The sequence below is a fragment of the Nocardia pseudovaccinii genome, assembly GCF_050942345.1.
GTDB lineage: Bacteria > Actinomycetota > Actinomycetes > Mycobacteriales > Mycobacteriaceae > Nocardia > Nocardia pseudovaccinii.
Window position 1 is genome coordinate 5,944,671 of the sequence record NZ_CP192074.1, and the last position, 20,571, is coordinate 5,965,241.

Consider the following 20,571-nt stretch of genomic DNA (forward strand, 5'->3'; position numbering starts at 1 on the left):
GCTACCGCTGATTCGCGCGCAGCGCCTCCTGCACGAACTGGGTCGTGTAGGTCTTCGACAGATCGATGCGGTCCTTGACGGGCGCCACATTCTTCGAGTATTTACCGAGCACGTTCAGCACATTCTCGGCGCCTTCGGATTTCATCAGGCCGGTGCCGTTGAACATGCCGATCGAGTCGCGGATGGACTGGACGTAGAGGTCCCGGCCCGCGCTCGCGTATTGCGAGGGCATCTTGGCGGCGATCTCCTCGGCGGTGTGCGTCTTTATCCACTGCAGCGTCTGCACGAACGCGGTCGCGATCTTCTGCACGATATCCGGATGCGCGTCGACGGTGTCGCAGCGCATGTAGAGCGACGATGCCGGATACAGCCCGCCCAATGCCGCTCGGGTGCCTTCCTCGGTCCGCATATCCACCAGGATCTTCGCGTCACCGGAGTTCACCATGGTGGCGACCGTCGGGTCTGTTGTCATGCCCGCATCGATGCCATTGTGATTCATGCCTGCGATAAAGGTCTGTCCCGCACCGACTTTCACCCGCGTGTAGTCGGCGGTGGTCATACCCGACTGCCCGGTGAGCGCCTGGGTGAGGAAGTCGGTCGAGGAGCCGAGCGAGGTCACACCGAGGTTCTTACCGCGCAGATCCGCCAGCGAATTGATACCGGCAGCATCCGCCTTGGATACGAGTTCCACTTCGCCTGGCACGTCGGCGAATTGGACCACCGAGGTCAGGCACTGTTCCTTGGCCTGCAAATCGATGGTGTGGTCGTAGAAGCCGACCACGGCCTGCACATCGCCGGTCAGCAGCGCGGTTTCGGCACTCGCGCCGGACTGCTCGCCGAGCAGTTTGACGTCGATATCGTTCTTCTCGAAGTAGCCGAGCTTCTCGGTGAGCATGGCGGGCAGGTAGATCACCTTCTCCAGACCGCCGACCATAATGGTGATCTGGGGTCGGCCGTTGGCCATCGGAATGGTTCGGGAATCCCGGCAACCGGTCGCCAGCAGCAGTGCCGCGATGACTCCGACAATGATCGTCAGATGTTTGACGTACCGCATGATCAGATCCCGTGGCTCGAAGTCGCCTGCGACGGACGCCATTTCAGCAATCGACCCTCCGCCGCACTGATCGCCCATTCGGCCAGCAGCGCGATGACGGTGATGATGATCATGCCCGCGTAGATACCGGCCGAATCGAAGGTGCCCTGGGCGTTGCTGATCAGCAGACCCAAACCCTTACTGGCACCGGCGTATTCACCGACGACCGCACCGATCAACGCGAAACCGAAGGCGGTATGCAGGCTGGACAGGATCCAGGTGGTGGCGCTGGGCAGCACAATCGAGCTCAGCACCTGACGCTTGCTCGCACCGAGGATGCGGGCATTATTGATGACATTGCCGTCGACCTCACGCGCACCGGTGAAGGCGTTGAAGAATACGGCGAAGAACACGAGCACCACGACCGTCGCGACCTTCGAGCTGAGCCCGAGACCGAACCAGATGATGAACAGCGACGCCAGCACGATACGCGGAACGGCGTTGAGCGCCTTGATGAACGGCGCGAGCACCTCGGCCCAGTACCGGCTGCGACCGAGCAGCGTGCCGAGTACGACACCGGCCACCGCGCCGATGACGAAGCCGAGCACCGCTTCCTGCACGGTGGTGTACATCTGCAGCCAGATCGATCCGAATTGCGTTCCTTCGGTGAACCATTCGACCAGCCGGTCCCAGATCAGCGAAGGCTTGGAGTAGAAGAACGGGTCGATCCACAGCGTGGCGGTGAGCTCCCATGCGCCCAGCCACACCGCGATCAGGGCGATCCGCAAGCCCCAGGTCCGCAGCCGGTTGCGCCGGAGGTTGGTCCGCACGCGTGCGAGAATCTGCTCCTCGGTTTCGACTTCGACCTCGGGCGCGGACTTCGCCACATCGTCGAGCACGTTATGCGACACGGGAGGCTCCCTTGCCTCGGGCTGCCTCGACCTGATCGCGCAGCGTTTCCCAAATTTCCTTGTAGATATCCCGGAATTCGTTGGTGAGCCTGACCTCCTCGACATCGCGCGGACGTTCCAGCGAGACCGGGAAGTTGCCGCAGACCGTCGCCGGGCTGGCGGTCATGACGACGACCCGGTCGGCCAGCACGATCGCCTCTTCCAGATCGTGGGTCACGAAGATGACGGCCGCGCCGGTGCCCGCCCACACGCGCAGCAGTTCGTCCTGCATCAGCTGCCTGGTCTGCACGTCCAGCGCGCTGAACGGCTCGTCCATCAGCAGAATCTCGGGATCGTTGACCAGTGTCTGCGCCAGCGCGACGCGCTTGCGCATACCGCCGGAGAGCTGATGCGGGTAGTAGCTCTCGAATCCGGCGAGACCGACCTTGCGCACCCAGGCGCGTGCCTGTTCGCGTGCTTCGGCCTTGGACTTGCCGCGCAGGCGCGGGCCGAGGGCGACGTTATCGATCACGCTCTTCCACGGCAGCACCGCGTCCTGCTGGAACATGTAGCCGATGCCGTCCGGGATGCCGTGGACATCCTCGCCGCGTACCAGCGTCCGCCCGGCCGAGGCCGGCTCCAGCCCGGAGACCAACGACAGCGTCGTCGACTTTCCGCAGCCCGTCGGGCCGACCACGGCGACGAATTCGCCGGGTTGTACCGCGAGATCGAGATTGCGGACGGCAGTGTGGATTCCGCCGCCGGTGCCGGGGAAGCGCTTCGTCGCGCTCCGCAGCTCGATGAGTGGTTCGGTCATTTTTCTTGCTCCTAGCGGATCAGGTAGAGCGAACCTACGTGGGCCGGGTCACACTTCGAGGCTTGTGCGCACAACCGGCGCAAACGACCGATTCGAAGGTTGTGCGCATTCTGCTCACGCCCGTCCGCGTGGTTTATGCTGCGGAAATGGCCAACGACGGCGGAGCACCGCGGCGCGCGACCGGACACTTCCGGTTGCGCACCCAGGTGCTGCTGCTGCAGATCGTGATCGTCTCGGTGACCCTCGCCGCCGCCTTCGCGGTATTCGGCTACGTCAGCAGCCAACGGCTCAACGATCAGTACGGGCAGCGTGCGCTGGCCATCGCGCGCAGCATCGCGGCCGAACCGGTGGTGCGCGAAGAGGTCGCCCGATACGCGCCGGGCACGGTGACGCCCGAGTTGCGGACGCAACTCACCGCGGGACCGCTGGAGCGGATAGCCATCGATACGACGCAGCGCACGGGCGCGCTGTTCGTGGTGATCACCGACGATGCCGGAATCCGGCTGGCGCATCCGGACCAGGCGCGACTGACCGAACATGTGAGCACGGATCCATCGGAGGCGCTGGCGGGCCGGGAGGTGATCGTCAAGGAGCGCGGTACGCTCGGACCTTCCGTGCGTGCGAAAGTGCCTGTGGTGGAGGCTGATTCGAATCGCATTGTCGGTGCGGTGAGCGTCGGTATCTCGACCACCGCGATTCGCGGGCAGTTGCTCTCCGATCTGCGCACCGCGGCGCTGTTCATCGCCGCGGCGCTACTGATCGGCGTCGCGGGTTCGGCTTTACTGGCGTGGCGATGGCGCGGATTGACCCTCGGACTCGAACCCGCCGAACTCGCCGAACTCGTCCAAGGTCAGGCGGCGGTACTGCACGGCATCGGCCGTGGTGTGCTCGCCGTCGATTCCGCTTGGCGCACAACGTTTGTCAATGACGAGGCACGGCGGTTGCTCGGGATCAGCGCCGAGATCGGCAGTCCGGTCGACGAGATCGGTTTGACGCCACGGGTGCTGGAGGTTTTCCGTGCACTCGACGAACAGCCGACACCCGCCACCATCGGCTCGCATATCGTGGTTGTCGCGGCCCGGCCGGTCACCCGCGACGGACGCGATCTCGGTGCCGTGCTCACGGTGCGCGATCGCACCGATGTCGAGGCACTGACCCGCCAACTCGATGCGGTGCAATCGATGAGCACGGTGCTGCGCGCCCAGCGCCACGAGTTCTCCAACAAGATGCACCTGCTCAGCGGACTGCTGCACGGCGGGCGCACCGAGGAGGCGTCACATGTCATCGATGAGTTGATCGGCGCGGGCCCGCTCGGCGCGGCGACGCCGGGCATCGACGCGATCCACGACGCCTATCTGCAGGCCTTCCTCGCGGCCAAGGCCGCGCATTCGCGCGAGAGCGGCGTCGAACTCGTACTCGGCCCGAATACCTGGGTGGACGGCAATCTCGCCGAACCCGTCGATGTCACGACCGTGCTCGGCAATCTGCTCGACAATGCGATCGAGGCGGCACGCGTCGCCGACAATCCGATCAAACAGGTGGAAGTCGAACTGGTGCAGGAGGATTCGACGCTGCACATCGCGGTCGCGGACAGTGGTGACGGTGTCGCACCCGAAATGATCGACACTCTGTTCACCGAGGGCACCTCGACCCGCGAGGATCACGGTGTGCCGGGCGGGCGCGGCGTCGGCCTCGCCCTGATCCGCCAGATCGCCCGCGCGCACGGTGGCGATGTCCGGCTCGCCAGTGCGCGCGGTGGTGCGCCGCCGCTCACCGGCGCCGAATTCATCGCCCGAATCCCCGGAGTACTGGTAGACAGCGAGATGCCATGGCCGCAACAGATCTGACCGTGCTGGTGGTGGACGACGACTTCCGCGTTGCCAATCTGCACGCCGGGATAGTCGAATCCATCGCGGGTTTCACCGTCGCGGGCACCGCCCACACCCTGGCCGCCGCGCGAGAACTCGACGCCGCCAATGCGATCGATTTGGCGCTGGTCGATGTGTACCTGCCCGACGGTTCGGGCATCGACCTGGTGCGCGAATTGCACTGCGACGCCATGATATTGACCGCCGCCACCGAAAGCGCCACCGTGCGAGCCGCATTCACCGCGGGCGCACTCGCATACTTGGTGAAACCCTTTCCGCACACCATGCTCGCGGCCCGCCTGGCCGGATACGCCCGCTACCGCCGCAACCTCGCCGCACCTCAGATCGATAACGCGAGCATCGAAGCCGCACTCCAAGCGCTGCGCCCGACCTCGGCGCCCACCGCGACCACCGTCATCGCCTCCCCCACCAAAGACCTCGTCCTGCACACCATCCTCGAGGCCACCGTACCGCTGTCCGCCGCCGAGGTGGCCACCGCCATCGGCATCTCCCGCGCCACCGCCCAGCGCTATCTCGCCACCCTGGTCGCCGCGGGCACGGTCCAGATGAGACTGCGCTACGGCACTACCGGCCGCCCCGAACAGGAATACACCGCCGTACCACGCCGCCGCTGAATACCCCTGTCGATCTCGACCGAAATCGGAGACACTAGCATTAGGCGTGCCTAACCTTAACCAGGTTGGGTGAGTTGTGTGAGTGAGGATCGAGAATGCAGGGCCGCGACTTGGAGCGGCGCCGATGACGGCGCTGGTGGGCGGGATACATACCGGGCGCGGATTCGCAATCCGGACGGTTGCCACCTGCGCCGCGCTCGCGACGGCGATCTGGCTGTCGACCCAATTGCATTGCACGCCAGCGCTGCACCATGCGGCGTTGCTCATCCATCTGGCATCGCTCGTCCTCGGCTTCGGCGCGGTGCTGGCGGTGGACTATTTCGCCGTGGCCTGGGTCCTGCGCCGCACATCCCTGCGCGAAATGCTGACAGTCGCCGACCGCCTCCAACTGCCCATCTGGCTGGGCGTCATCGGTCTGGTCGCCAGCGGCGCACTCCTGGAACCGGATATCGCCAACCACACCACCCAGACCAAAATGGTGCTGGTCGTCGCCCTTACGCTGAACGGCCTACAAGCATCCGCCTTCACCGACCGGGTCGCGGCCCGCGGCGGGATCCTCGATCGACCACTGATCGCCCGTGGCGCACTAACCCTGCTCATCTCCCAGGCATGCTGGTGGGGTGCGCTGTGGATCGGTTTCTGGAACACCACCAACCACGCATAATCCTCAGTTGGTACCGCTCAGCGCTACGCTCGCACCGACGCCGATGATCATCAATCCGCCGGTGGCGCCGACGGATTCGAGGCGGCGCGGTGAGCGGACGAACCATGATCGCGCGGCACCCGCGATCATCGCCCACGTTCCATCGGAGAGTATCTGGATGCCGAGCCCGACCGAACCGAGTGTCAGCAACTGCAAGGGCAATGCGCCCGTGGCCGGGTCGGCGAACTGCGGTAGGACGGCGGCGAAGAACACGATGGTCTTCGGATTCGTCGCGCCGACGATCACACCTTGCCGGAACATCCGCCGCGGATTCGCATCCGGTGCGTGCGGCTGCAGCGCACCCGCGAGACTCTTCCGCTCCCGGATCGCCATGACGCCCAGGTAGATCAGATAACCCGCGCCCACCACCTTGACGATCGTCAGCAGGATGGCCGACGCCGCGAGCACCACACCCAACCCCAGTGCAACGGCAATCAGCGGAACCGCCGATCCGACCGTCGCCCCCAGCACCGAAAGCAATGCCGTGCGCCGACCGTGCGCCAAGGCCCGTCCGATCGCGAAAAGCACATTCGGGCCGGGAATTACGATGATGATCAGTGCGGCGACGGCGAAAGCGGCCAAGTGAGAGGCGGGCACCATCCGTCGGAGCCTACCGCTCTGCGGCACGGCCGAGTGCAGAGTCGCCGAACCCGACCAGTCGCCGCGCCGGAAGCAGGCTCGACGTCGGCGCGCGCGCTCAACGACGGCACACGCGCACGCCGGGTTCGCAGCGATCTGCACAGTCGGGCGCCCGCCCGATTCGCGTCGGCCCAGGGATCACCCACATCGGTCTGGACGCGAATATTGCGCACGGCGAACATGCTGTCGTCTGCGGCCGGTGTGATCGTCGATCGTGCGATCGGGTGCGGCGATCACCAAGTCGAAAGTCCGATCGGTGGATTGCCGATCCGGCTGGGCTCGTCAGAATGAGCAGTCGGCGGCACGACCCGCCCAGCCTCCCTTCAAGAATTTGATGACGACGCAGAAAATGTCCTCCGACGAGGAACCCACCGGGGTCGCCGCCGACGTTGCTCTAACGTCGGAGTCGTGGAGTTCTCTGAAGGGTGGGATAGCTTCGCAGCTTTGGTCGATGGTTGCTGGGTCGAGCGCCGACCGCGCCGTCCAGAGGTTGCCGGCCAACTCCGACGCGAAACCCAGCTGATGCCTTGGCTGGCGCCGCAACTGCCGCTGCAGGTGCCGATCCCCTGGGTGGTGCGGGAAACGCCGCTCGTCGTGCGTCACGCTCTCGTGCCCGGTCGGGCGATCGTGTCGCCTGATATCGAGCACGGTGTCGCGATTGGAAAGTTTCTCCTCGCACTTCACGGCAGTCCCGCGACCGAGGCGGTCGGACACGGTTTGCCGTCGGCGGCGGAAACCAGGGACAGCCGGGAAATGATGATCAGCCGTTTCCGGGCCGACGTCATGCCGTTGCTCCCATTCTCCCAACGAGATTCGGCGTCCGCGGTCCTCGACGCCGCGCGGGAATTCCCAGCAGATACGGTCGTCCATGGCGACCTCGGACCTGAGCATGTGTTGGTAGCGAAAGGTCGCATTGCCGGGGTGATCGACTTCGGCGACGTTCATCTCGGCGATGCCGCGAACGATCTGGCTTGGCCTTTGCACGGTGCACCGACAGATTTTGCAGACACTGTTGCCGCCGCGTATGGCATCACCGGTGACCTCCGCCGACGCGCACTGGTTTGGCATCAACTCGGGCCGTGGCATGAGGTGACCCACGGCTTGGACATTGGTGACGCTGCCGTTCTGCAAAGCGGTTTGGCAGGTGTGCTCGAACGGCTGAAACTCTCCGCTGGATGAGGCGCGCCTTGCCAGGCGTCAGCCGCCGGGCGTCCGAGCCTGGGACATCGGTGCGGCAAGCTCGGCCAGATTCGACTAAACGGAGATTTCACCTCCGTTTTCGGCTAGAATTGCCTTCGCCGAGATCCCTGCAGTTCATCTATCGAAGCAAGGGGCGAGTCATGAGTGATGCGGTATCGCAGTTCGACCCGGCGGAAATTGATTTCGAACAGGCCTATCGGGACAAAACGGTCGTCGCGGGCATCCCTATGGGGCGGTTGCCGTGGGATATCGGTAGACCGCAGCCAGTATTGGTCGAATTCGAACATGCGCGACGCATCACCGGGCAGGTGCTGGACATCGGCTGCGGGCCGGGCGATAACGCCATCTATCTAGCGAGTCTGGGCTATCAGGTGTCCGGATTGGATGCCGCACCCACCGCGATCGGGGAGGCGCGCACCCGCGCGGCCGCGCGCGGCGTGGCGGTGGCCTTCTCGGTTGCCGACGCCACCGAACTCGACGGCTATGACGATCGGTTCGACACGGTGGTCAGCAGTGCGCTGTTCCATTGTCTCGCCGCGGAGCAGCGTCGTGCTCATGTCGCCGCACTGCATCGGGTTATGCGTCCGGGTGGTCGGCTGATCCAATTCTGTTTTGCCGATAGGGGACACAGCGAAGCGTATGCGCCGTTTCAGATCGGCGAGGAAGAGTTGCGCGCCGCGTTCGCGGCTCCGGATTGGTCGCTGAATACGTTGCGCATCGACCGGATGGTGACGATCATGCCGCCGCAACAGGTGCGCGAGATGTTGGCCGAGCGAGGCGTCGAGCTCGAAACCGATGAGACCGGAGCGCTCCTGCTGCCGATATGGGTGCTGGAGGCCCAGCGAATCTGACGCCGATTACGCGGACCGATCGGATTCGAATGTCGTTCGGTCCGCGAGCAATACGGCGAAGGTGAGCGCCCATGCGCCCACCGCAACCAGAAGCAGCAGGTCGCCGAGCGCGCGTAGTGCAGGCAGGTCGGTGGCCGTACTGGTGGTCAGCGTCGCGACCGCGGTCATACCGAGCGGGAAAACCGTGGCCCAGCGCCGGATGTCGTACTCGGGTCGCGGGCGGATCACCTCGGCGACCATCAGGATCGTGTAGCCGACCAGGTTGAGGCCCAGGACGATCAGCACGACCACCTCGAGCAGCCGATGCGCGGCGCCGGTCCACTGGTGTGCGCCAACGAGTTCGGCGGCAGCCAGCGTCGAAATCGCCAGCGCACCGGTGGCGACCCATTGATCGCCCGCACCGATCCACACCTGCCGAATATCGAAATGAGCGAAGGCCGCGAGATATAGCAGCACACCGATACAGAACAACGCCAACGCCACCCAGGCGAGCCAATCACCGACATCGGCCCGCGCCAATGTCCCCGCCAGCACCGCGAGGCCCTGGGTAGAAACACACACCAGGAATGCCCTGCCCGCCATCCGCCGATTCCAATGCCGCAGCACCGCGACCAATAGTCCGGGCCAGATCGCCGCGGCCAGCACCAATAATGCGCAAGCCACAATCTGCCAGCCCGACAGTGCTAATCGCGTCCCGAGTACCGTTGTCGCCGCGACCCCGGTCAATGCGGGCGGGGTATCCGCCTCGGCCTCCCATTGCGAACGATGCCACAGCAGTCGCGTGCCGAAATCTATCGCGAGCAGCAGCCAGACCGCCGCCGCGAGTGCGAATATCAGCCACGACACGACTTCGAATCCGGTGAGATGCAATCCCACGGACACGATTCCGGTCGCCATGACGAATGACCCCGCCACCGGCGGTAGATCCTGCCACCATCGCTGTGCCACCCGGATATCACATCTCGAAATACGATCTTGGTCAAGCAACTCGATAGCAAGCGATTTCGGCGAGGCGACTGCGGAATCGGCGCGATTGGGTTTCGAGGGAGCCGGATAGTCGTGCACACCGTCCGAAGGCGGGTGGCGGGATCTATGACCGAACCGGATGCGCTGTCGTTGACCCAGGCGATCGATCATCCCTCGGTCGGCGCGGACCGGCCCGAATACGAGCCACACGGTTGCCCGCGCGGTGCCGCTTTCCCCTGCTACTCCTATTCGCCGATCCGAGTCCGCTATCCCTACCCGCGGCGTGCTGCTGCGAATGTATCGGGAAGCCAAGCATCGCACCGGCGATTCGGTCACCGAATGGGCGGAAATCCGGGCCGATCCCACACTGCGCCGGGAGTATCAGCAATCCAAGGGCAAAGGCGGTCTGGTGCGGGCGAATCGAGAGCAGGACTGCCTGGACTATCCGATGCCGAGTTCCAGGAGCGAATTTCGTTGCCGGTCGGCTGCGCCCACGAACCGCACCCGTTTCTCGACCGCGCCAAGGCCATGCCGCCCTCGGAATCGGCCGAACAATACAGAGTCGACGGCTGGCTGTCGTCATATCCCAATACGTTGCGCGGCAATCGATTTGAGGCGATCGCGGAGGGTTTCGCTGTCAGGGCCGAAGAATTGTTCATCGGTGTCTACGACTATGCGGATGGCGCGGCGGGCCAGGGTGCGGCCTTCCGAGGTGACTGCGATGCGGAGGATTCGGGCATCGTCGGGGTCGGGGCGGCGGGTGAGGAGAGTGCGGTCTTCCAGGACGCGGATTACGCGGGAGCCCATCATGCGGTCGGCGCCTGCCATGTCGACTACCTGCTGTTGGGTCGGCGGTTCACCCTGCCTGCCGAGCCAACCGGCCGAGGCGAGCAGGTTGAATTGGGTGAGGGTGAGGCCGAGGGGGCGCAGGTTACGTTCGACGGTGGCACGCCATTCCAGGGCGGCGTGATGCAGCCAGAAGCCCGGACTCATCAGTGGGCCTTGTGGTTCAGCCATGTTCGCCCCCGAGTCGTCGCGCCTCGAGTTCCAGCGCCGCGATGGTCAGCTGCATATCGGTGCGAATGCCGCGCTCCCAGATCAGCCGGAAGATCGGCCGGAACGGGCCGTGCACCTCCATTCGCTTCGCTACGCGCACGGTTCCGTCGTCGAGCGGTTCGTAGGTGTAGTGACCGCGGATCTTGCCGAACGGAATCCCGGCCTCACTTGTCCACGAACGTCCGGAATCAACGGCGGTGATGGTGAACGGACCAGCCGGTGCGCCTTTGGGTTTCACCCAGCCCGTGGTTCCCGGCGCGAACGGCCCATCGATCCGCGCCTTCTCCTCGTGCGGATCCCAGGACGACCAGTTGGCCACGTCGGTAGCGGCCCGCCAGATCTCCTCGATCTCTCCGGAAATAACGGCTTCTTCATGGATCACGTACATCGGAACACTCCCAGGTTCACATTACTTGTTGTTGCGACAACAGTATCTGTTGTCGCAACAACAAGTCAAGGATTCGAAAGTGCCACGGCAGCCGGAACCCCGGTGCACAGGAAGTGTGACGGCGGTCGACGGACTGTAGATGCGACTATGGTTGTTCGATGGGGCAAAATCCTTGGCGTGAGCCTGGATTGGACCAATGTGTCGGTTGCGGCGATATCCGTCGTGGGAACACTCGGCGGTGGCATCGTGACGCAGTTCTATGCAATCCGCGGCAAACGAATCGATGCCCAGCTGCAGCGCGACCATCGCGCGGAGGAGCGTCTGGCGCTCGCACACAAGGAGACCATCGACGAGAAGCGCGCGGCCTACGCGGCGCTCAACGCCTCGGCCCACTACTTCCGCACCACCGCCCGCCGCTACCTTGCCGAGAAGGACAGCGCGAACGCAGCGCCGGAGAAGTTCGCGACAGCGTGGGAAGCCTTGCGCGACAGCTATGCACGCGCGCAGATGGTGCTGTCGGATCGCGCCCTGGATATCGCGTCCGAAGTCAATCGGTGCATCGAGGAGGGCCACCAGGCTGCCCTCGACATCGAAACGAACGAAACGGAACAAGTTGCGGCACTCGATCATTATCTTGACGACACACTAGGATTTGCCGTCCGCCTGCTGCGCCGCGCCCTTCGAGAGGATCTCGGCATCCAGCCACCGTCGGATGTCGATCTCGACGAACGCCTCGAAATGCTCGAGGGCATGCGTCGTCGACAGTTCGGTCGTCGCGGCTACCGTGACACCCAGGAACATCCGTAAGCGTGCGATCGTAGTCCCAGAGCGATCTCAGCCGCTGATGGTGCTTTCAGCCGGACCGGCGCGGCCAGAGAGAGTCACGGTAGCGTCGGAACGATGAGCCTGCAGGTCGCCATCGTCGGGTACGGATTGGCCGGGTCGGTGTTCCATGCGCCGCTGATCGCCGCGCAGCCGCGGATGCGGGTGGCGGCGGTGGTTACGGGGTCATCCGAGCGCGCTGGGCAGGCGCGACGCGAGCATCCCGGGGTGCGGGTGTTGGCGAGCGCGGATGAACTGTTCGCCGATGCCGGGGGCATCGATCTGGTGGTTATCGCGACGCCGAATCGAACGCATGCGCCGCTGGCTCGGCAGGCGCTGGACGCCGGGCTGCCGGTGGTCGTCGACAAGCCGTTCGCGGTGAACGTGGCCGAGGGCGAGGATCTGATCGCGCGGGCCGAGCAAGCCGGTCTGGCGCTATCGATATTCCAGAACCGGCGCTGGGACGGCGACTTCCTGACGGTGCGGCAGCTGATCGAGGACGGGCGGCTCGGCGAAGTACGCCGTTTCGAGTCCCGGTTCGAGCGGTGGCGTCCGGTGCCGAAAGGCGGCTGGCGCGAAGTCGGTTCCGCCGACGACGGCGCCGGACTGCTGTTCGACCTCGGCAGTCATCTGATCGATCAGGCGGTGACACTGTTCGGTCCGGTGCGCTCGGTGTACGGCGAACTGGATCGGCGACGCCCGAATATCCAGACCGATGACGACGCCTTCGTCGCACTCACCCACACCTCGGGTGTGCGATCGCACCTCTGGATGAGCGCGGTAACTCCGCAGCTGGGACCCCGATTCAGGGTGCTCGGTTCCGAGGCCGGTTACCTCACTTACGGATTGGATCCGCAGGAGAACGCATTGCGGTCGGGCCATCGCCCCGGTAACGGTCCTTGGGGCACAGTCGAACCCGGGGGGTGGGGCACCGTGGGCGCGGAACCCGACGTCGAAACCGTCCCCACGCTGGCGGGTGACTACCCCGCGTTCTACGAGGCCATGGCCGCCGCACTCCTCGACGGCGCACCCGTTCCGGTCGACCCACGCGACGCCGTCACCACCTTGCGATTGCTCGACGCCGCCCGCAGGTCGGCGGATCTCGGCGAGTTCGTCACCACCTGACCGGCTCGCGACGACTCAGCGAAGCTCGCCGCGGCCGGATAAGGTGCGGCGGTGCAAACAGCGGAATTCGTCGAGCGCGGCGCCTCCATCGCGGACCGGCTCACCACAACCCAGGCCGCGCCACCGTGGTGGCTGGTCATCGCGACAGCAGTCGCGGCCCTGATTCTGGTCGGATACAGCCCGCTGTGGCGGATCACCCGCAATGTGGTCACCATCGCGCACGAGGGCGGCCATGCACTCACCGCACTGCTCACCGGCCGCAGGCTCAACAGCATCACACTGCACTCCGACACCTCCGGCCTGACCGTATCGAGCGGAAAGCCCTACGGCTTCGGCATGATCATGACCGCGATGGCGGGCTATCCCTCGCCACCGCTGCTCGGTCTCGGCTTCGCCGCACTGCTCGGCGCCAACCGGATCACCCTCATGCTCTGGACCGCGATCGCGTTGCTCGCCGCCGTCCTGATCAAGGTCCGCAACGTCTACGGATTGCTGACGGTATTCGGTTTGGGCGCCATCATCTTCGCGGTGTCCTGGTTCGGAACGGATACGGTCCAGGCCGGTTTCGCATATCTCGGCGCGTGGTTCCTACTGCTCGCGGGCACCCGGCCGGTGATCGAATTGCAGCGCGGACGGGTCCGCCGCTGGAATATGCCGCAGGGCGCGGATTCCGATGCCGATCAGCTCGCGCGGCTCACTCACATTCCCGCGCTGCTGTGGGTGTTCGTCTTCGGTGCGATCGCGGTGGCCGCGCTGGTCGGCGGGGCGCTGCTGCTGTCCGAGGCCGCGGGTGTCTGTATTCCCAATGTCTCCGGCGCAGAGTGCACCACACCGGCCCTGCCGACCAGATAGGCCCGGTACGCCGCCAGACACTGCGCGAGCCACAGCGCGCCGATACACCAGCCGCCGAGCACATCGGTCGGCCAGTGCACGCCCAGATACCAGCGGGAAAGACCAACGGCCACAACGAATACGGCCGCGACGGTCACCGCGATGCGGCGAGCGGCCGGGCGGTGCAGGCGCGAAAGCACCACTGCGGCAAGGAGTCCGATCACCACAATCGATCCGAGACTGTGTCCGGACGGAAATGCCTGATTGGTCTCGGTGACCAGACGATCCGCCTCGGGCGGGCGACTACGGCCGACCAGATGTTTGCCGACCACGACGAGCACGCCCGCGCCCGCGGTCGCGACACCGGCCAGCACCGCCTCCGGCCACCGCCGACGCCAAACCAGCACTAGACACAGGACCACCGCCAGTGCCGTCATCGCCAGTGTGCCGCCCAGGTCGCTGACCCCGATCGCAACCGGCGTGACCAGCCCGGCACGGCGCTGGATCACCCAATCGGTCCCCGGCTGATCTATCGCGGTGATGCCGTCGCGCCCGAGCACGCTGCCGGTAATGGCGAAGACCATCGCGGTCAGCACCGCGATGCTCCGAACCGGTAGCGGGCGATTTGTCACACCTCCACGATGCCAGATTCGCAGCTGTGAGGTTGCTGAGTGTCCGGCCGTGGATCTACCGGATCTACCGATCCGATGTCGTAGGGTATTGGCCGTGAATCGATGGCCGGACCACGCCAGCACCGGACCGGACGAGCACTCGCCAGTGGCAGAGTTGGCTCGCGCCCTGATCGACGCGATATGCGATACCGTCGCGGGCTGGCTGCATCCGCTCGCGGGTGCCGCGACGGTCCCGCTGCTGCTGCTCACCCCACTGCTCGTACTCGGCGTGGCCTGGCTGGCGACCCGGGTCGTGCGGCGACGCACGAACACCTGAGTCAGCTCGACTCCCAGGCGGTTACCGCCTCGCGAACCAGTTCGACGGGATCCGCGGTCGCGTCCACGGTGATGCCGAATTCATCCGGGGCCAATGGCTGCAAGGCGGCGAGCTGTGAGTCGAGCAACGTCGCGGGCATGAAATGGCCACGGCGCGTCTCCATTCGGCGGGCCAGTTCCGCGCGCGATGCGGACAGATGGACGAAGAACGCCTCGGGTGCGGCCGCACGCAATCGATCGCGATAGCCGCGCTTGAGCGCCGAGCAGCTGACCACCCCGCCGCGCTCACGCCGCTCCCCCAGCCACGCCGCCACGATATCGAGCCACGGCGCGCGATCCGCATCCGTCAGCGGCACACCGGCCGCCATCTTCTCGATATTCGAAGCCGGATGGAAATCGTCACCCTCGGCATATTCGACCTGCAGTGTCTCGGCAAGCAGTGCACCGACCGTGGACTTTCCGCATCCGGATACTCCCATCACGACGACAACCGGCCGATATGTCATGCCTGCACTCACCACGCCGACCCTATCGGTAGCCCCGGTACGCGAGCACGAAAGTTCCGGCAACTTTGTCATGCCAACCCTCCCGGGCGCATGATCGAAATACGGCGACACCGCACAGAGCACACCCCAGATAACACATAGGCCGCTCGGAAGCACGAGAGTCGCCCAGCGGATCAAGGCCGCCGCAAAGCCGATACCCTCGCCCGGCGCGTCGGCCGTGTCGATCCGCACGACGCGAATGCCGAATGCCTTCTTCCCGAAGGTCGCGCCCTGGGTCGCGGTCAAGCCGACGTCATAAGCGATGCTTGCGAGCAAGCCGAGTGCAGCGACCAGCAGCGCGGTCCCCATGGCGAATCCGGAATCGGTCTCGGCGGGGAATTCGTTCGACGAGTTCGTGCTCGCGACCACGGCCGCGGCAACAATACCGATCGGTATGCCGATGATCACGATATCGATGAGCCGCGCGCCCAGCCGGGTCCCCATGGCCGCGAGCCGATACCGACCAGAGGGGATTGTGAGGTAGGCGGTACTCGACGTACTCGAGATCCCCTCCGTGTGTGACTGGCCAATGATAAGCGGCGGCGAATCAGACCCGACCGACAAGATCAATCTCGGGCACCATGGTCGGCATGGATCTACGCATCTTCACCGAACCGCAGCAGGGCGCCAGCTACGACACACTGCTCACCGTCGCAAAAGCCAGCGAGGATCTGGGTTTCGACGCGTTCTTCCGCTCCGACCACTATCTGGCCATGGGTGGCATCGACGGCCGGCCCGGCCCGACCGACGCCTGGATCACTCTGGCGGGGCTGGCCAGGGAGACCAAGCGCATCCGGCTCGGCACCCTGGTGACGGCCGCCACCTTCCGGCTACCCGGACCGCTGGCCATCCAGGTCGCCCAGGTGGATCAAATGTCCGGCGGCCGAGTCGAATTCGGACTCGGCAGCGGATGGTTCGCCGAGGAACATGCCGCCTACGGCATCCCTTTCCCGCCGGACAAGTTCACCAGGTTCGAGGAGCAGCTTGCGATCATCACCGGCCTGTGGGCGACCAAGGTCGGCGATAAGTTCACCTTCGAAGGTGCGCATTACGCGATCACAGATTCCCCTGCCCTGCCGAAGCCGGTGCAGGATCCGGTGCCGCTGCTGATCGGCGGGCACGGTGCGACACGCACCCCACGCCTGGCCGCCACCTACGCCGCCGAATTCAATATGCCCTTCGCCTCGCCCGAGGACAGCGCCCGTCAGTTCGACCGCGTGCGCGCCGCCGCCGAGGCTCGCGGCCGCCGCCCCGACGATCTGGTCTACTCCAATGCCCTGGTGGCTTGTGTCGGGGCCTCCGATGCCGAGGTGACGCGCCGGGCGGCCGCCATCGGCCGTGAGGTCGAGGAACTGAAGACCAACGGGCTCGCGGGCTCCCCCGCCGAGGTTGTCGACAAGATCGCCCGCTACGCCGAAATCGGCGCTACCCGTCTCTATCTCCAGATCCTCGACCTCGACGATCTGGCACACCTGGAACTCATTGCGGCCCAGGTGATGTCACAGCTGTAGATCGTCCACGGTGGCGGATTCATTGCGGGACAGGTTGATTCCCAGATTCGCCGCCGTCCGATCGATATCGTCCTCGTCGGTGCCGCCCATTTCGATGGCGGCGCCGTCGGAGGACAGCACCTCGACGTTGAGGCACAGCGACTGGAGCTCCTTCAGGAGCACCTTGAACGACTCCGGAATGCCCGGCTCCGGAATGTTGTCGCCCTTGACGATCGCCTCGTACACCTTGACCCGGCCCGCGATATCGTCGGATTTGATGGTGAGCAACTCCTGCAGCGTGTAAGCGGCGCCGTAGGCCTGCATGGCCCAGCACTCCATCTCACCGAAGCGCTGACCACCGAACTGCGCCTTACCTCCGAGCGGCTGCTGGGTGATCATCGAGTACGGACCGGTCGAACGGGCGTGGATCTTGTCGTCGACCAGGTGGTGCAGCTTCAGGATGTACATGTAGCCGACCGCGACCGGATACGGGAACGGCTCACCGGAACGTCCGTCGAACAATGTCGCTTTACCATCCGCACCGACCATCACCTCACCGTCGCGGTTGGGCAGTGTGCAGCCGAGCAGCCCGCTGAGCTCTTCCTCACGTGCCCCGTCGAAGACCGGCGTGGCGAGATTGCTGTCGGCAGGCGCGGCCCGCATGTCCTCGGGCAGCGAAATCGCCCAGTCGGGTGTGCCCTGAATCTCCCAGCCCGCCTTGCCGATCCACCCGAGGTGGGTCTCCAAGATCTGGCCGATGTTCATACGACGCGGCACACCGTGACTGTTCAGGATGATGTCCACCGGAGTGCCATCAGGCAGGAACGGCATGTCCTCGGTAGGGAGGATCTTGCCGATGACACCCTTGTTGCCGTGACGTCCGGCCAGCTTGTCGCCGTCCTGGATCTTGCGCTGCTGCGCGACATAGACGCGCACCAGTTCATTGACACCGGGCGGCAGATCGTCGTCGTCCTCGCGCGAAAACACCCGAATACCGATAACTTTGCCCGATTGACCATGCGGCACCTTCATCGAGGTGTCGCGCACTTCGCGCGCCTTCTCACCGAAGATCGCGCGCAGCAATCGTTCCTCCGGGGTCAGCTCGGTCTCACCCTTTGGAGTGACCTTGCCGACCAGGATGTCACCGTGACGCACCTCCGCACCGACACGGATGATGCCGCGTTCGTCGAGATCGGCGAGCACTTCGTCGGAGACGTTCGGGATATCGCGGGTGATCTCCTCGGCACCGAGCTTGGTGTCGCGGGCATCGACTTCGTGCTCCTCGATGTGGATCGAGGTGAGCACGTCCTGTTCGACGATGCGCTGCGACAGGATGATCGCGTCCTCGTAGTTGTGGCCTTCCCACGGCATGATCGCCACCAGCAGGTTCTTGCCGAGCGCCATCTCACCGTTCTCGGTGCACGGGCCATCGGCGAGCACCTGACCGGACTCGACGCGCTGGCCCTCGTCCACGATCGGGCGCTGATTGACGCAATTGCCTTGGTTCGAGCGGGCGAACTTGCGTAACCGGTAGCTCTTGCGGGTGCCGTCGTCGGCCATCACGGTGATGAAGTCGCCCGAAACCTCCTCCACCACACCGGCTTTCGTGTTGACGACCACATCGCCCGAATCGAGTGCGGCACGAAACTCCATACCGGTACCGACAATCGGGGATTCGGAACGGATCAGCGGCACGGCCTGGCGCTGCATGTTCGCACCCATGAGGGCACGGTTGGCATCGTCGTGCTCGAGGAACGGAATCATCGCGGTCGCGACCGAAACCATCTGGCGCGGTGAGACATCCATGTAGTCGACCTCGTCGGCGGGAACCGATTCGACCTCCTCGCCGAGGCGCCGGGCCAGGATCTTGTCCTCCACCAGGTATCCGTCCGCGTCGGTCAGCGAATTGGCCTGCGCACGCACATACCGTTCCTCTTCGTCCGCGGTGAGGTATTCGACGTCATCGGTCACCCTGCCGTCGACCACCTTGCGGTACGGCGTCTCGATGAAGCCGAACGGATTGACCCGCGCGTACACCGACAGGTAGCCGATCAGGCCGATATTCGGGCCTTCCGGGGTCTCGATCGGGCACATCCGGCCATAGTGACTGTGGTGCACATCGCGCAGTTCGAGGCTGGCGCGTTCCCGGGACAGACCACCCGGGCCCAGCGCCGAGAGCCGGCGCTTATTGGTCAGACCCGACAGCGGGTTGTTCTGGTCCATGAACACCGACAGCTGCGAAGTCCCGAAGAACTCCCTGATCGACGCGGTGACCGGACGGATATTGATCAGCGTCTGCGGGGTGATGGCTTCGACGTCCTGGGTGGTCATCCGCTCGCGGACCACCCGCTCCATCCGCGACATGCCGACCCGGATCTGGTTCTGGATCAGCTCGCCGACCCTGCGCAGGCGACGGTTGCCGAAATGGTCGATGTCATCGACCTCGACCCGAACCTCGACGCCACCGGGCGCCGTCATAGTCCGTTCGCCCGCGTGCAGCCGGACCAGGTATTCGATGATCGCGATGAGATCCTCCTCGTTCAGCACCTGGTCCGTGGTGGTGCTGATGCCGAGCTTCTTGTTCATTTTGTAGCGACCCACGCGCGCCAGGTCGTAGCGCTTCTCCTTGAAGAACAGGTTCTCCAGGAGCGCTTGCGCGGACTCCTTGGTCGGCGGCTCACCCGGACGCAGCTTGCGATAGATATCGAGCAAGGCGTCGTCGGTGCCGACCGTATGGTCCTTCTCCAGGGTCGACATCATGACCTCGGAAAAGCCGAAACGCTGCGTGATCTGCTCGGAACTCCAGCCGAGCGCCTTGAGGAAGACCGTCACGGGTTGGCGGCGCTTGCGGTCGATGCGCACACCGACGGTGTCGCGCTTGTCGACATCCAACTCCAGCCAAGCGCCACGCGACGGAATGACCCGCACCCCGTGCAGATCCTTCTCCGTACCCTTGTCGACGCTGTGATCGAAATAAACACCCGGCGAACGCACCAGCTGCGAAACAACCACGCGCTCGGTGCCGTTGATGATGAACGTGCCCTTATCGGTCATCATCGGGAAATCACCCATGAAGACCGTCTGGCTCTTGATCTCACCGGTGTTGTTGTTGATGAACTCGGCGGTCACGAACAACGGCGCCGCGTAGGTCATGTCCTTGTCTTTGCACTCGTCGATGGAGGCCTTGACCTCCTCGAAACGAGGATCAGAGAAAGAAAGGGACATCGACCCGGAGAAGTCCTCGATCGGCGAAAGCTCCTCGAGCACCTCCTGCAGTCCGCCTGTCGAACTACCCACGCCGAGCTCGGCGGCGCGGGCTTCCCACTCCGGGCCGCCGATCAGCCAGGCGAACGAATCGGTCTGCACGTCGAGCAGGCCGGGGACCTCCAGTGGCTCCCGTATCCTGGCGAAGGAAATCCGCTTCGGTGCACCGACCGTCCGGCTCGATTCTGACAAGGTGCGTCCTTCCCCTCACGCAATGCGCGAACATCGCTTGTCTACTGACGAATTCCGCCCCGGCCACGCACCCGAACGAAACTCGCGCACCACGAAGGAAACATCACCACAGCGGATGATGTTTACAACGATTGGTTCGTGAGGTGGACAGGAGGCAACCAGCGCAACGTCCAAAATTACACTCGCACTCACTGAATGTCGAGTGCGGAATCAGAATAGAAGTCAATGTTTTTGGGCCACGTCAAACCCACGCTGAATTGCTTCCCGTTTATAGAATAACTTGCGCAACCCGCCTACGTCAAGCTTTTC

The 20,571-nt window shown here is 64.7% G+C and carries 19 protein-coding genes and 3 pseudogenes; 11 read left to right on the top strand and 11 right to left on the bottom strand.

What is annotated here, in order from left to right:
* Position 1 precedes the first annotated feature (1 nt).
* Genes ACQPZ2_RS26705 through ACQPZ2_RS26715 form a run of 3 tightly spaced genes read right to left on the bottom strand, consistent with a single transcriptional unit; the run spans position 2 to position 2,740 of the window.
* Entirely contained in the window at positions 2 to 1,096 is a 1,095-nt protein-coding gene (locus tag ACQPZ2_RS26705) for an ABC transporter substrate-binding protein (protein ID WP_433520965.1), read from the bottom strand.
* Positions 1,057 to 1,944 (bottom strand): ABC transporter permease, encoded by an 888-nt coding sequence (locus ACQPZ2_RS26710; RefSeq protein WP_433520966.1) that lies wholly within the window; start codon positions 1,942 to 1,944, stop codon positions 1,057 to 1,059. The genes ACQPZ2_RS26705 and ACQPZ2_RS26710 overlap by 40 nt, the downstream gene beginning before the upstream one ends.
* A complete protein-coding gene (locus tag ACQPZ2_RS26715; RefSeq protein ID WP_433520967.1) occupies positions 1,934 to 2,740 on the bottom strand; it encodes an ABC transporter ATP-binding protein in 807 nt (268 codons plus the stop codon). Before ACQPZ2_RS26715 ends, ACQPZ2_RS26710 begins: the two co-directional genes overlap by 11 nt.
* A gap of 146 nt (positions 2,741 to 2,886) precedes the next feature.
* Between ACQPZ2_RS26715 and ACQPZ2_RS26720 the strand changes: the two genes are divergently transcribed.
* From ACQPZ2_RS26720 to ACQPZ2_RS26730, 3 genes are all read left to right on the top strand, one after another.
* Complete coding sequence (locus tag ACQPZ2_RS26720) at positions 2,887 to 4,587, top strand: ATP-binding protein (protein WP_433520968.1); 1,701 nt, start codon at positions 2,887 to 2,889, stop codon at positions 4,585 to 4,587.
* A complete protein-coding gene (locus ACQPZ2_RS26725) occupies positions 4,569 to 5,243 on the top strand; it encodes a response regulator (RefSeq protein ID WP_433520969.1) in 675 nt (224 codons plus the stop codon). The genes ACQPZ2_RS26720 and ACQPZ2_RS26725 overlap by 19 nt, the downstream gene beginning before the upstream one ends.
* Positions 5,244 to 5,367: 124 nt before the next feature.
* Entirely contained in the window at positions 5,368 to 5,907 is a 540-nt protein-coding gene (locus tag ACQPZ2_RS26730; protein WP_433520970.1) for a hypothetical protein, read from the top strand.
* A 3-nt stretch (positions 5,908 to 5,910) separates the two neighbouring features.
* On the opposite strand, the gene ACQPZ2_RS26735 is transcribed toward ACQPZ2_RS26730, so the two are convergent.
* Positions 5,911 to 6,546, bottom strand: coding sequence for a LysE family translocator (locus ACQPZ2_RS26735; protein WP_433520971.1), 636 nt, complete (start codon positions 6,544 to 6,546; stop codon positions 5,911 to 5,913).
* A gap of 447 nt (positions 6,547 to 6,993) precedes the next feature.
* Here ACQPZ2_RS26735 and ACQPZ2_RS26740 point away from each other — a divergent pair, with 447 nt between their 5' ends.
* Positions 6,994 to 7,764 (top strand): phosphotransferase, encoded by a 771-nt coding sequence (locus ACQPZ2_RS26740; protein WP_433520972.1) that lies wholly within the window; start codon positions 6,994 to 6,996, stop codon positions 7,762 to 7,764.
* 161 nt (positions 7,765 to 7,925) lie between these two features.
* Positions 7,926 to 8,636, top strand: coding sequence for a class I SAM-dependent methyltransferase (locus ACQPZ2_RS26745; RefSeq protein WP_433520973.1), 711 nt, complete (start codon positions 7,926 to 7,928; stop codon positions 8,634 to 8,636).
* 6 nt (positions 8,637 to 8,642) lie between these two features.
* Here ACQPZ2_RS26745 and ACQPZ2_RS26750 read toward each other — a convergent pair whose 3' ends face one another.
* Positions 8,643 to 9,584 (bottom strand): tellurite resistance/C4-dicarboxylate transporter family protein, encoded by a 942-nt coding sequence (locus ACQPZ2_RS26750; RefSeq protein ID WP_433520974.1) that lies wholly within the window; start codon positions 9,582 to 9,584, stop codon positions 8,643 to 8,645.
* Positions 9,585 to 9,755: 171 nt separating this feature from the next.
* On the opposite strand from ACQPZ2_RS26750, the pseudogene ACQPZ2_RS26755 reads away from it, so the two are divergent.
* Positions 9,756 to 10,023 (top strand): annotated as a pseudogene (locus ACQPZ2_RS26755) (hypothetical protein); the annotation flags it as partial.
* Between the two features lie 158 nt (positions 10,024 to 10,181).
* Here the strand turns inward: ACQPZ2_RS26755 and ACQPZ2_RS26760 are convergent.
* A complete protein-coding gene (locus ACQPZ2_RS26760) occupies positions 10,182 to 10,619 on the bottom strand; it encodes a MarR family winged helix-turn-helix transcriptional regulator (RefSeq protein WP_433520975.1) in 438 nt (145 codons plus the stop codon).
* Complete coding sequence (locus tag ACQPZ2_RS26765; protein ID WP_433520976.1) at positions 10,612 to 11,046, bottom strand: SRPBCC family protein; 435 nt, start codon at positions 11,044 to 11,046, stop codon at positions 10,612 to 10,614. The genes ACQPZ2_RS26760 and ACQPZ2_RS26765 overlap by 8 nt, the downstream gene beginning before the upstream one ends.
* A 222-nt stretch (positions 11,047 to 11,268) precedes the next feature.
* Between ACQPZ2_RS26765 and ACQPZ2_RS26770 the strand changes: the two genes are divergently transcribed.
* The 3 genes from ACQPZ2_RS26770 to ACQPZ2_RS26780 all read left to right on the top strand — a co-directional run bounded on the left by ACQPZ2_RS26770 (position 11,269) and on the right by ACQPZ2_RS26780 (position 13,845).
* Positions 11,269 to 11,853, top strand: coding sequence for a hypothetical protein (locus tag ACQPZ2_RS26770; RefSeq protein WP_433520977.1), 585 nt, complete (start codon positions 11,269 to 11,271; stop codon positions 11,851 to 11,853).
* Between the two features lie 93 nt (positions 11,854 to 11,946).
* On the top strand, positions 11,947 to 12,993 hold the full coding sequence (locus tag ACQPZ2_RS26775; RefSeq protein WP_433520978.1) for a Gfo/Idh/MocA family oxidoreductase: 1,047 nt from the start codon (positions 11,947 to 11,949) through the stop codon (positions 12,991 to 12,993).
* Positions 12,994 to 13,044: 51 nt separating this feature from the next.
* Entirely contained in the window at positions 13,045 to 13,845 is an 801-nt protein-coding gene (locus ACQPZ2_RS26780; RefSeq protein WP_433520979.1) for a M50 family metallopeptidase, read from the top strand.
* 23 nt (positions 13,846 to 13,868) lie between these two features.
* On the opposite strand, the pseudogene ACQPZ2_RS26785 reads toward ACQPZ2_RS26780, so the two are convergent.
* Positions 13,869 to 14,408: pseudogene (locus ACQPZ2_RS26785) on the bottom strand (phosphatase PAP2 family protein); the annotation flags it as partial.
* A 142-nt stretch (positions 14,409 to 14,550) separates the two neighbouring features.
* Between ACQPZ2_RS26785 and ACQPZ2_RS26790 the strand changes: the two are divergent.
* Positions 14,551 to 14,772 (top strand): hypothetical protein, encoded by a 222-nt coding sequence (locus tag ACQPZ2_RS26790; protein ID WP_433520980.1) that lies wholly within the window; start codon positions 14,551 to 14,553, stop codon positions 14,770 to 14,772.
* 1 nt (position 14,773) lies between these two features.
* Here the strand turns inward: ACQPZ2_RS26790 and ACQPZ2_RS26795 are convergent, their stop codons facing one another.
* Positions 14,774 to 15,277, bottom strand: coding sequence for a gluconokinase (locus tag ACQPZ2_RS26795; protein WP_433527532.1), 504 nt, complete (start codon positions 15,275 to 15,277; stop codon positions 14,774 to 14,776).
* A 120-nt stretch (positions 15,278 to 15,397) separates the two neighbouring features.
* Positions 15,398 to 15,760 (bottom strand): annotated as a pseudogene (locus ACQPZ2_RS26800) (RDD family protein); the annotation flags it as partial.
* A gap of 146 nt (positions 15,761 to 15,906) precedes the next feature.
* Between ACQPZ2_RS26800 and ACQPZ2_RS26805 the strand changes: the two are divergent.
* Positions 15,907 to 16,827, top strand: a complete 921-nt coding sequence (locus tag ACQPZ2_RS26805; protein ID WP_433520981.1) for an LLM class F420-dependent oxidoreductase — start codon at positions 15,907 to 15,909, stop codon at positions 16,825 to 16,827.
* Here the strand turns inward: ACQPZ2_RS26805 and ACQPZ2_RS26810 are convergent.
* Positions 16,816 to 20,262: a DNA-directed RNA polymerase subunit beta gene (locus ACQPZ2_RS26810; RefSeq protein ID WP_433520982.1), complete on the bottom strand. Its 3,447-nt coding sequence runs from the start codon at positions 20,260 to 20,262 to the stop codon at positions 16,816 to 16,818. The two genes, ACQPZ2_RS26805 and ACQPZ2_RS26810, sit on opposite strands and share 12 nt — an antisense overlap.
* Between the last annotated feature and the right edge of the window lie 309 nt (positions 20,263 to 20,571).